Source organism: Bacteroidota bacterium (assembly GCA_013360915.1).
Classification (GTDB): domain Bacteria; phylum Bacteroidota; class JABWAT01; order JABWAT01; family JABWAT01; genus JABWAT01.
Genome location: JABWAT010000005.1, coordinates 145,561 through 157,758, shown reverse-complemented (window position 1 = coordinate 157,758; position 12,198 = coordinate 145,561). Strand labels below are relative to the sequence as shown.

Below are 12,198 nucleotides of genomic sequence, written 5' to 3'. Positions count from 1 at the left end.
TTTATATCGTAACAATAGTGCCTTGTGTTTCCGGAGAAGAGGGAGAGCGTCCCGAAGGAATCGGGAAGGTCAGCGGTTCGATCCCGCTTAGCTCCACAAAGAAAAAGGCACAACCAGTGTACTAGAATCCCGATGTATTACTGCTACATTCTCTTCTCATCAAAAACCGGACGGTTTTACATCGGCTCTGCAGCCGATCTGGAAACCAGACTTAATCATCATAACGCTGGTTATGATAAATCCACACGTCCTGGCAGGCCATGGGAATTGGTATGGTCAAACCAGTATCAGACAAGATCGGAGGCGTGCCGAAAAGAGCGGTTGATCAAATCATGGAAAAGTGCAGTGAAAATCAGAGAATTAATCGGAATGCCTGGTGCAGAAAACGGACCATTTTTTAAACAACCGCATGAATGATTTGGGATTGGGAATCCAATGTGTCTGAAGCGGGTGCGGATGGATAATCGACTTTATTTGAGCAGCAGGACCTGAATACCTTTTTGATGCTGGTTGACTTTTAACAGATAGGTTCCGGAAGTCAGACCGCTTGCATTCCAGGGAATGTGATGGATACCGGCAGAGAGGGAATCATTCACCAGGGTAGCAACCTGCTGCCCGGTAACTGAAAAAACTGACAATTGAATGTGTTGTCTGGCAGGAATGGCTAATACAATCGTCGTGGTCGGATTGAACGGATTCGGGTATGCTGCCACAATCGACAGATCACGAATGATTCCGGAATTTCCAGATACAGCAAGTTCACCCAAAACGGTACGCGTTCCATCCAGATCTACCTGACTCAACCTTAGCCTTTTGCAATTATCCGGAAAGGAAGAGGTTAACCGGTAATAGTTGGGGTCAGTCGAGGTTCCTCTGCCTTCCAAGAAAGCAAGCGGATTCCAGTGATGGGCCTCCAGTTGTGCCTCCAGCCAGAATCCGGCGTTTCCTGATTCGCTGTAAGTGGTCCAGGCCACCTCTGCCTGACCACCAAAAATGACCCAATTAAGCGGACCATGCTGAACAGGGACTGTGGGACCATTATCAAGTTCGTGAAAGCCCAGGTCACTGATCGTGTCGGTTGGATAAACATCCCACTCGGTGCCGAGTGTGGGGAATCCGGATGAAGGATTTGTCTGGATTCCTTTAACAACAGATGATTTCCTGACAAGGGTCCGGTCCAAAGTCGATTTATCACCTGAGATCCATGCCGATCCGGGGTCCTCTCCTATCCGGCCAAAAATATCCAGCGTATCACCAGAGGTTATCCAGGTCAGTGAGAGAGCATCATCACCGTTAAAATTCACGACCGAACTGGCAATCGTTGCCTTGCCGGTGTACAAAGTGGCAAGAGAATTTTTCAGAACCAGGACCTCGCCCGGATTCAATGACCCGGAAAGAAGAAAATTATTGCTGGCCGTTGTGGCCCCGTTTGAATAAAGACTTACCCGAATATCACCCAATGCCACAGTTTCAGAACCCGCATTGACAATCTCCAGGTATTTATTGCTGGATGTTCCCTCGACATACTCAGAAAAAAACAGAAGTGGTTTAGTGGGTGTTTGCTGATCCCCATCTGAAAAGTAGGCTCTGGAAAAAAGGGAGGTGTCCGTGATGAATGGATTCAGGTTCCCCTGAATGGATTGTATTCTGGTTTGTCTGGCAATCTCAACAGCATCGGGTGGGAACTGCCGGTGCCACTGTAGCAGCGTTTCGGCCTGAAGGCCCCAGAAACTGGTATCGGCCGCATCCGCATCGGTCCGGTAAATGGTGTAAAAATAGGCCATTGCTCTTGCCAGACGACCTTTTTCCTGTTCGCGGGGTTCAAAAAAACCTGAAATTCCATTTCTTTCACTCCAGAGATCGGCCCCTGTCTGGGGACTCACTGTTTGTGAATACTGACGGAAATACCAGGTCTGTGTCTGGTTATCGGGGCTTTCGCAAAATGGATTGTTTCCCCGCGCAGAATTAATGGATTGTTTGGCAGGAAACAGGTGGTGAAGGTCAGACCTGCCTGTGCCATATGCACCCTTGCTCTGGGGCCAGGCATGCTCGACAGAAAGTCCGGCCCCGTTCTGGTATACCGTGGTGGATGGATCAGATTGCGGATCCAGGAAAACCCGGAAACCGCCGTAAATACATTCGACTGAGTCACCAGACCAGTATAAAGCCTTAAAAACCGAGTCCTGTGCCCGGCTGTAGCTGATCAGTGAAGCAGGGGTATATGCAGCCCGGATCTGCTGTTGCAGCGCTTCACCCGTTTGACCCGGGAAAAGCAATCCGGTTTGAAGAATCAGAGAAAAGGTAAAGGTCATCATGGTGGTCTGGTCGGTTGGTAAAGATACGGAAGAAAACGGTAGTCTTTCTAAACCGTTCCGGTCAGTTGTTTCCTATTGGATTCATCCTTAAAATGGAACCAGTTCTGTTGCCATGAAACCACGTTTAATCATTTTTCTTTTCATTTTCCTTACCGGATTTTATTCCAGGACCGGTATTTGTCAGGTGCCCGAATGGATCATGAATGGTCGGGAAAATATTCCTGTGGTCAGTGTGGCCGGGTCCTTTCAGGTATCAGAGTATGCGTTTGATTATAAGGGTGATCGTTACCAGATCGGGAAGTACCGGACCTGGTCGGTCATTACGTCCGTTTGGTTACCGGTCGCCGGGCAGGTAGCCCTGTACACTCATTTACCGGTTTGGCAGCAGCATTCCCTTTCTTCAAAGGACCGTATACCCGGCAGCAACACAGAAGGAATGGGTGACCCTGTTTTTGGACTGGCCTATGAAAATCCGTTTCAGGCGGTCACCATCTTGCTTGCAGGTGAAATGACCTTTCCCATTGCATCATCAGGCCGGTTCGATAATCCGGTTCCTTTGGGAAGCGGCGAATTGAAATACGCCTTTCATTTACAGATGCAGCCGAACTCTTCATCCGGGCCGCTGTTCTGGAAGATTCAGGCAACCGGAGAGCTGCGTGATCTGAACCGGAACCACACGGCCCTGGTGGGTGCCGGTTTTTATTACCGGTACGGCCGGGAAAATCTGATTGGTTGTCCGGTTACTTACCAATTTCCGATCGGTAAAATTGAAGCAACCGATCCGGCGATCAACGGATTTGGCAATGGAGTTTCCGGACTGACGGTTCAGCCCGGTGGATTGGTCCTGCTTACCCGTGAAATCGGGATCCATTATCAGGTACGGATTCCCGTTACGGGCGGAAACCGGTCTTCAGGGCTGGTTTGGCTGGCAGGAGTGCTCGTTCCTATCTGAGGTCAGGCCCGTTACTTCACCTTTGCCTTCCACTTTCCGATTTCGGTTCTGTAAACGGCCTCATAGGGAAAGTAAGGTGCATTCTCACCCGTCGTTCCCTTTTTCAGCGCCTTTTCTCCGGCCTGAATGGCTTCAGGATACCGGTTTTGCGCAGCGAGGATCTGTGCCTTGATCCAGAGGTTGTTGTACTCCTCACGGATGGCAATGGATTGTTCGATCCAGGTAAGTGCCAGTGGCAATTCAAGCTGATTGTTCAGAAGATACCGGGCCCCGCTGAGGTAAACCGACCAGTCGGCCTGATCGGTGGAGGCCAGTTTTTCGCGCATACCGGCCAGAATACGATCCTTAATATCAACGGAAACTGTAAAGGATACACGGGTGCGTTCCCATTCGAGCACAACCTGCGCACTGTGATCGGTCACTTCGTTAAAATGAATCAGGAAGGTTTCTTTAAACGGATTATCAGTTTTTGAGGGAACCGTGACCCGCAAGGCATCATTGGTCTGATCATATCCATAGGCTCCCCAGAGTGTGGTGGTCTTACTGAAGATAATGGTCCATTGATCTTTCCCCGGGATGGTATACAATGCATAGGTTCCCGGGTGAATGCGGGTCTGTGACTTCTCAATGCTGGTGGTATCGGTAAAAGTGATGAGAGTGGGTTTATTGGCTCCGGTTCTCCAGACCGACCCAAAGGGAACCAGCTCGCCGAAAATCGTACGGCCTTTCACTCCGGGACGACTGTAGGTGATGGTAATGTCATCGAGCCCCACGCGCTGAATGGTCGTGGCAGGCGGACTATCAGCCGGAAATGGTTGCGCATGTAGCTCACTATTGATAACAAGGCAACAGACAATCAATCCCAATCCAAACCGATGCATCACATCCTCCTGTTTTATTACTGAATCAAAAATAATCGAGGAAAGTCAGAAAAAAGAAGGATTGTCTTTATATGAAAACTTACTAAGTTGGAATCCCGGTGATCGGATGGATTTGAAAATGAATCTGGTGGGCCCTTCGAAGACGACATCGCCTGAATGGCCTATTAAATGAGGGTGGGAAAATAAGGGTCCGGCGAGACCGGACCCTGGTTTCAGAGAAGTTTAAAGATCAGCTGAGTAAAGCTGTGGTGTATTGCCGGTTCAGTCGGGCAATGTGAGTCAGGTTAATGCCCTTCGGACAGGTGGCCTCACAGGCTCCTGTATTTGAACAATTCCCGAATCCTTCAGCATCCATGGCAGCAACCATATTGAGTACCCGTTCCTTTGCCTCAACCTGGCCTTGTGGTAACAGGGCATACTGGCTGATTTTGGCACCAACAAACAACATGGCCGAGCTGTTTTTACAGGAAGCCACGCAAGCACCGCAACCAATACAGGCAGCAGCATTGAAGGCCTCATCGGCATCGTGTTTATTGATCGGGATGGCATTGGCATCGGGGGCATTTCCGGTGCGGACCGAGACATAGCCACCGGCAATCATGATCCGTTCAAAAGAGGAGCGATCCACCACCAGATCCTTCACTATCGGGAAGGAACGGGCGCGGAAGGGTTCAACCACAATGGTATCACCATTGGAGAAACTGCGCATGTGCAGCTGACAGGTGGTGACCCCTTTGATTGGTCCGTGCGGACGGCCGTTGATCACCATGCTGCAGGTACCGCAAATCCCTTCACGGCAATCATGATCGAAGGCAATGGGATCCTCGCCGCGTTTAACGAGAAGTTCGTTCAGCATGTCCAGCATTTCGAGGAAAGACATGTCGGGAGAGACCTCCTCAACCTTGTAGGTTTTGAACTCCCCGTCGGCCGACTTGTTGCGCTGTCTCCAGACTTTAAGAGAAATATTCATTATTTGTAACTCCGTTGAGAAGGTTTTACATATTCAAACTTTAACTCTTCCTTGTGAAGCACTTCGGGCGTGTTTTCTCCCTTGTACTCCCAGGCAGCCACATAGGAAAATTTCTCATCATTCCGTTTGGCTTCACCATCATCGGTCGAATGTTCTTCGCGGAAGTGACCACCGCAGGATTCTTCCCGCTCCAGAGCATCACGGGCCATCAATTCACCCAGTTCGATGAAATCGGCAACACGTAAAGCCTTCTCCAGTTCCTGGTTGAATTCTTCCTCGGTTCCGGGAACGTTGACTTGTTTCCAGAATTCCTCTCGGATGGTTTTGATTTCGGCAATGGCTTCCTTCAGACCTTTTTCATTCCGGGCCATTCCGACTTTATCCCACATGACCTTTCCGAGGCGGCGATGGAATTCGTCAACCGTGGTATTTCCCTTGATGGAAAGTAATTTCTTATTAACCGAGTTGATCTCTGATTCGGCCTTTTTAAAAGCCTCATGAGAGTTGGTAAGCTTATCGGATCCCTTGGTGGCCAGATAATCACCCAGGGTGTAGGGTATTACAAAATAGCCGTCAGCCAGACCCTGCATCAGAGCAGAGGCGCCCAGGCGGTTTGCACCGTGATCTGAGAAATTGGCTTCGCCCAGAACAAATAACCCGGGTACATTGCTCATCAGATTGTAATCCACCCAAAGACCGCCCATGGTGTAGTGAACGGCCGGATAGATCCGCATGGGCACTTCGTAGGGATTTTCACCGGTGATCTGCTTGTACATGTCAAACAGGTTCCCGTATTTCTCTTCGACCCATTCTTTGCCATTTCGTTTGATGGCATCAGCAAAGTCGAGATAAACTGCCAGCTTGGTGGTACCAACCCCATGACCTTTGTCGCACATTTCTTTGGCACGGCGTGAAGCCACATCACGGGGAACCAGGTTTCCGAAGGAAGGATAGATGCGCTCGAGGTAGTAATCGCGTTCCTCTTCCGGAATCTGATTGGCGGGACGGTTGTCACCGGCTTTTTTCGGAACCCATACGCGACCGTCATTTCTGAGGGATTCCGACATCAGGGTCAGTTTGGATTGGTGTCCGCTGGAAACAGGGATACAGGTCGGGTGAATCTGTGTGAAACACGGATTGCCGAAAAAGGCGCCCTTTTTATGGGCCCGCCAGGTAGCACTTGCATTGCAGTACATGGCATTGGTCGACAGGAAGAAGACGTTTCCGTAACCACCGGTGCATAACAAGACTGCATCGCCGGCAAAGGATTGAACCTCGCCATTTTCCAGATTCCGGGTTACGATTCCGCGGGCCTTTCCATCGACAACGACCAGGTCGAGCATTTCATGCCGCGGATAGAAGGTGACCTTCTTATCATGGATCTGTTTGTTGAGAGCCGAATAGGCACCGAGAAGCAACTGTTGCCCGGTCTGACCTTTAGCATAGAAGGTCCGGCTGACCTGTGCACCCCCGAACGACCGGTTGTCGAGCAATCCGCCATATTCACGTGCAAACGGAACTCCCTGGGCCACGCACTGATCAATGATATTTCCTGAAATTTCTGCCAGGCGAAACACATTGGCTTCACGGGCACGGTAATCCCCGCCTTTTACGGTGTCATAGAACAGCCGGTAAACACTGTCACCGTCATTCTGATAATTTTTCGCAGCATTGATTCCGCCCTGTGCGGCAATGGAGTGTGCACGTCTTGGTGATTCATGGTAGGAAAAGGCCAGTACGTTATAGCCAAGCTCCCCAAGAGTAGCGGCGGCAGAACTGCCAGCCAGACCGGTGCCTACTACAATAACGGTATATTTCCGTTTATTGGCCGGATTAACCAGTTTCAGATTGAATTTATGATTGGTCCATTTTTCGGCAATGGGACCGGCAGGAATTTTAGAATCCAAAGCCATTACTGATGTCCTCCAAGAAAGGCAAAAAAGACAGGCAGGAAGGCAAAACCGGCAGGAATCCCCAGCCAGAATACCACCGCAACCAGGTTAATGAGGGGTTTGTATTTCGGGGTGTTCCACCCGAAAGTCTGAAAAGCCGACTGAAATCCGTGATAAAGATGAATTCCCAATCCGACCATCGACAGGATGTATACAATGGCCCAGACCGGATCGCTCATGACCTGTACGGTCAGAACGTACAAATCGACCGGTTCGCTGCCAAATTTGTATTTGAAATAGATTCCCTGAAGGTGAATAACCAGAAAAACCAGGATCAGAAGTCCCCAGAAGATCATTGTGCGGGAAACCCAGCTGCTTGTTCCTGGATTGGGGGATTTTGCATAGCCGACCGCTTTGGCTGACCGGTTTTGCAGGGTGATCAGAATGCTGTAAATGATATGAAGCAGAATGCCCAGGAACAGACCGATTTCCATCACCTTGATGGCCCAGGTATTTCCCATAAAATGAGCGAGTGCTTTAAATTCCTCACCCCCGTCTGTCTTGAGAAGGTGCAGGTTGATGTAGAGGTGGACGACCAGGAATATGCACAGAAACAGCCCGGTGAGGCCGACCAGCAACTTCTTCCCGATGGAGGTGGAAAGGGCCTTAATAAACCACTGCATGAAGAGTCCTCAGATGTGTCAGTTAAAAACGACGATACAGCTTTTCCGTTTGAAATGGGCTGGCCGTTCCGGGAAGTTCCCGAACGCAGAAATCCATGCGAAAAGCCGGTGCAAAATTACCCCTGACCCCCGGTAATGTCAAAGTAAACAGACGATCAGGTCATTAAAAGACTGTTAATTGGTGGGCAGGTGCATGCCGGTCCGGATGGATGAGATGACCGGGCCCCATTTGAGCAGAAGGTTTCTGAAGTCAGGTAACAGGATCGGCTTGGGAAGGCAATCATGCATACCGGCTGTCAGCAGCCTTTCTTTATCTTCCGGAAGAATGTGGGCAGAAAGCGCAATAATGACCGGCAGTTGTTTCCGTGACGAACGGATCAGCCTTGTCGCCTGGAATCCATCCATGACCGGCATCTGAATGTCCATCAGAACCAGATCAAAATCCTTTTCGCTTAAATCGGCGACCGCCCGGGCTCCATCCTGTGCAATGGTACAGGAGTAACCGAATTTGTTCAGCAGCTGTCTGAGGACCTTCTGATTGACCGGATTGTCCTCTGCCACCAGAATGGTCATCGGGTAACGGCTGGCAAGTAAGGGATCAAATGCCTGCAGATCGGGTGAAGAGTCTGGTTCGGTGAGATAGTCACCCGAATTAAACGGAATGGTAAAGGTGGTGGTGGTTCCTTGACCTGGTTCGCTTGTCATTTCAAAGGTACCGTTCATCAGCCGGACCAGATGGCGGGTGATGTAAAGGCCCAGTCCGGGAAAGCCAGGGTCAGATGAGGGATCGGTGATGACCGTTTCAAACGGTTTCATCAGTCGTGATAACTGATCGGATGAAATTCCGGGACCAGCGTCTGCCACCGTGACGGTTACCCAGTAATAATTGCCATCCGATTTCGTAAGCTGGCAACGGATGGTTACCAGTCCGGGAGTCGTTAAACGGGTGGCATAAATCACCAGATGATTCAGAATCTGGGCCAGCCGTATCCGGTCTCCGGTCAGAACCCGAGGAATCTGGTCGTCAATGGAAACCGAGAGATCGGAACCCTCACCCGATGGTTTAACCTGATTCAATACCGAAGACACCAGTTCCCGCAGGTTGAAGGGTTCATCAGCCAGTGTGATGGTACCTGTCTCGAGACGTGAGAAATCAACGACATCATTCATCAGAGTGTAGAGGTCCTGACCGCAGCTTCGGATCGTTTCGACCTGATCACGCTGCTCGCTGTTGAGCGTACTCTGGACCAGCAGATCAGACATACCGATGATTCCGTTCAGAGGTGTCCTGATTTCATGACTGATGATGGATAAAAACCGGCTTTTCATCTGATTGGCTTTTTCGGCTGCCGACATGGCGGTTTTCAGGGCCAGAGCTGTTTTTTTCCGCTCGGTGATATCCTGACTGAGAATCAGGAATAAGTGAGATCCGTCCTGCAGGTCAACGCGGACTTCATTTAATTCCACTTCAGAAACCGATCCGTCCTTATTCAGGCGCTGTGTTTCATGGGAAAGCAAATCGCCCTTCCTGAGACGGTCGATGTGCTTTTTCACTTCCTGCTGATTTCCTGAGGTTGCAAACCTGGAAACGGGAGTACCGGTCAGTTCATGTTTACTGAATCCGGATTCGCGGCAGAAGGTTTCATTGGCATCGGTGATGAGTCCCTGGGCATCAAGCACCAGAATGCCAAGTGGGGAATATTCAAATAAGGCCCGGTACTTCAACTCGCTGATGGTCAGTGTCTGAAACAGATGTCTGAGCTCTTCGCTCTGGCTGGTGATCACCGTGTTCTGTTCCTGAAGATCGGCCTTGTGCTTTCTGATGGTGAGCACACGCATAATCGCAAGCAACGCAATCAGGCCGACAGTCAGTGTTACCAGAATCCAGATCAGGTTGGTTCTGGCCGCCCTTTCACGCAACAGCTCATTTTCCTGGTCTTTCCGGTTTATTTCGAACCGGGCTTCCGATTCAATCAGCCGGTCACGCAGGTCGGCATTGTAAATACGGGTGTAGATCTGATAGGACGAATCGAGAAGATGGTAAGCCAGATCGGGCTTTGACCAGTCGAGGTACAGACGGGAGAGTTCCTGAAGCAATTCCTGCTGCCGGAACACCGAACCGAGTGAATCGGCAATGCGCAGCGCCCGTTTAAATGTTTGTTCCGACCGGACAAAATCATTCTGGTTTCTGAAGGCAATGGCCAGATCACCCAGTAGCTCTGCCCGGATATCAGCCCGGATGGTATCGCCATACAAAGCCAGACTGGATGACAGGGTGGAGAGCTGACGCTGATAGTCCCCCAATTGGGCGTAAGCATAAGACAGTCTGGACAGGTTTCTGGCCTTCCCTTCGCGGAAGTTAAGTGAATCGGCCATGCGATCCGCCATCAGAAAAATGGTCAGCGCGCGTTGGAAGTTTCCCTGTTCATAATAAACCTGCCCGATGTTGCTTTTGCACTCGAACAAACCCCGGCTGTGGTTAATCAGTCTGAACTGGCGCTGTGCATCGTTCACCAGTTCCCACATCCGGGCCGGATCCAGATGCAGGTAGTAAACACCGGTCAGACGGGTTGCTTCGGCAATCTCGTAAGAGTTAAATGTGGATTTAAAGTCGGCCAGTGACGCAAGTAAATGCCTGATCTGGTTGGTCTTATCGGCCTGCAGGGAATAGCCAAAGGCCAGGTACCGGTGAGCATAGGCGCGCCCTTCCGTATCGTCCTGACGGGTGGCCATGTCGAGGGCCAGACGGGCAAACCGCAGCGAGGCCGGACCGTCTGAATGCCGGTAGGCTTTGTAACCCGAGGCCAGATACTGTCTGATAAGGGCGATTGAATCGGGATCAGCAGCCCTGAGGGGCCCTGCACAGAGAATCACCAGTCCGGTGAGCAGGCGAAAAACAACTTTCATACTGTAAATTACTAAAAAAGGGCCTGAACCGCATTCCGGCGGTAATAAACCGGTTCAAGCGGGTTCTTCCGGGTCCGGATGAGTGCTTTTAACCGAAAACCATGCCCAAATAACCTTATTCATTGACTAGACCCCGAATAAAAGCGATTTTTACCACCCTGTTTTTTATAACCTGTACCAAAAAAAACGAAGCCGGCTGCCCGACTGGGACCAGGCCGGACCGGAGGATGATGAAATGGCTCTGACCGATGTGATGGAAAAACTGGTTTCTCTGTCGAAACGTCGCGGATTTGTATTCCAATCCAGCGAAATCTATGGCGGATTGAATTCGTGCTGGGATTACGGCCCTTTGGGAATTGAACTGAAGCGGAATGTGAAGGATGCCTGGTGGAATGCCATGACCCGTCATCATGATGATATTGAAGGGATTGATGCCTCCATTCTCATGCATCCCACCGTCTGGAAAGCCTCGGGTCACGTGGATGGTTTTACCGATCCGCTGGTGGATTGCAAGCAATGTAAATCCCGTTTCCGGGCCGATAAGATTGATCTGACCAAACCCTGTGCAGTATGCGGTACCCGCGATTCGTTCACCGAACCCCGGCTGTTCAATCTCATGTTCAAAACCTTTATGGGACCCGTCGAGGAAGATGCCTCGGTCGTTTATCTTCGTCCGGAAACGGCCCAGGGAATTTACGTAAACTTTCACAACGTGAAGGAAGCCTCGCGGCAGAAGGTCCCGTTTGGTATTGCACAGATCGGTAAAGCATTCCGTAATGAAATCACGCCCGGTAACTTCATTTTCCGAACACGGGAATTCGAGCAGATGGAAATGCAGTTTTTCATCCAGCCGGGGACCGAAAACGAGTGGATGCAGAAATGGCGCGAAGAACGGTTCCAATGGTATCTCGATCTGGGAATCCGGAAAGAAAAACTCCGGTTCCATCAGCATGGGCCCAATGAACTGGCCCACTATGCCAGCGATGCATACGACATTGAATATGAGTTTCCGTTCGGCTGGAATGAACTCGAGGGAATTCACTCACGTACCGATTTCGATCTGAAAAACCACCAGGAATTTTCGGGTAAAAACCTGTTGTATTACGATCAGGAGCGGAACGAAAAATACATTCCCTACATCGTGGAAACCTCGGCTGGCTGTGACCGGTCGGTTCTGACCTTCCTGGTGGATGCGTATGATGAGGATATGATGGGTGATGAACAACGGACCGTGCTTCGGTTTCACCCGAAAATTGCCCCGCTGAAAGCGGCCTTCCTGCCACTGGTGAAGAAGGATGGAATTGCCGACATCGCCGATAACCTGTACCGTGACATACAGAAACACTTCAAGGTGTTCTATGACGACTCGGGTGCCATCGGCCGCCGGTACCGCCGGATGGATGAAGCCGGAACACCTTTCTGTTTCACCATCGATTACCAGACCAAAGAGGACCAGACAGTCACCGTCCGTCACCGCGATACCGGTGCTCAGGAGCGGATTGCCATGGACTCGGTGCGCCGGTTTATGGACGAGAAAATCAATCAGTAAACCAGATTTCAGGTTGAACATGCCGGAGGGGATCTTATTAAGCAGATTT

9 protein-coding genes are annotated in these 12,198 nt (G+C 50.5%); 3 read left to right on the top strand and 6 right to left on the bottom strand.

The window, feature by feature from the left end:
* The first annotated feature begins 132 nt into the window (after positions 1-132).
* A complete protein-coding gene (locus HUU10_08635) occupies positions 133-417 on the top strand; it encodes a GIY-YIG nuclease family protein (GenBank protein NUQ81660.1) in 285 nt (94 codons plus the stop codon).
* Between the two features lie 53 nt (positions 418-470).
* Here the strand turns inward: HUU10_08635 and HUU10_08630 are convergent, their stop codons facing one another.
* Positions 471-2,315 (bottom strand): endonuclease, encoded by a 1,845-nt coding sequence (locus HUU10_08630; GenBank protein ID NUQ81659.1) that lies wholly within the window; start codon positions 2,313-2,315, stop codon positions 471-473.
* 112 nt (positions 2,316-2,427) lie between these two features.
* On the opposite strand from HUU10_08630, the gene HUU10_08625 reads away from it, so the two are divergent.
* On the top strand, positions 2,428-3,267 hold the full coding sequence (locus HUU10_08625; protein ID NUQ81658.1) for a hypothetical protein: 840 nt from the start codon (positions 2,428-2,430) through the stop codon (positions 3,265-3,267).
* Positions 3,268-3,278: 11 nt separating this feature from the next.
* Here the strand turns inward: HUU10_08625 and HUU10_08620 are convergent, their stop codons facing one another.
* The 5 genes from HUU10_08620 to HUU10_08600 all read right to left on the bottom strand — a co-directional run bounded on the left by HUU10_08620 (position 3,279) and on the right by HUU10_08600 (position 10,600).
* Positions 3,279-4,151: a DUF2911 domain-containing protein gene (locus tag HUU10_08620; GenBank protein NUQ81657.1), complete on the bottom strand. Its 873-nt coding sequence runs from the start codon at positions 4,149-4,151 to the stop codon at positions 3,279-3,281.
* Positions 4,152-4,377: 226 nt separating this feature from the next.
* The gene (locus HUU10_08615; protein NUQ81656.1) at positions 4,378-5,118 is read right to left on the bottom strand and encodes a succinate dehydrogenase/fumarate reductase iron-sulfur subunit; all 741 of its coding nucleotides are present in this window, start codon (positions 5,116-5,118) and stop codon (positions 4,378-4,380) included.
* Positions 5,118-7,031 carry a fumarate reductase/succinate dehydrogenase flavoprotein subunit gene (locus HUU10_08610; protein NUQ81655.1) on the bottom strand — a complete coding sequence of 638 codons (1,914 nt, stop codon included), beginning with the start codon at positions 7,029-7,031 and terminating at the stop codon, positions 5,118-5,120. The genes HUU10_08615 and HUU10_08610 overlap by 1 nt, the downstream gene beginning before the upstream one ends.
* A complete protein-coding gene (locus HUU10_08605) occupies positions 7,031-7,693 on the bottom strand; it encodes a succinate dehydrogenase cytochrome b subunit (protein ID NUQ81654.1) in 663 nt (220 codons plus the stop codon). Before HUU10_08605 ends, HUU10_08610 begins: the two co-directional genes overlap by 1 nt.
* A gap of 174 nt (positions 7,694-7,867) precedes the next feature.
* Positions 7,868-10,600, bottom strand: coding sequence for a response regulator (locus tag HUU10_08600; protein ID NUQ81653.1), 2,733 nt, complete (start codon positions 10,598-10,600; stop codon positions 7,868-7,870).
* 235 nt (positions 10,601-10,835) lie between these two features.
* On the opposite strand from HUU10_08600, the gene HUU10_08595 reads away from it, so the two are divergent.
* Positions 10,836-12,149 (top strand): glycine--tRNA ligase, encoded by a 1,314-nt coding sequence (locus HUU10_08595; GenBank protein NUQ81652.1) that lies wholly within the window; start codon positions 10,836-10,838, stop codon positions 12,147-12,149.
* Positions 12,150-12,198: the final 49 nt, after the last annotated feature.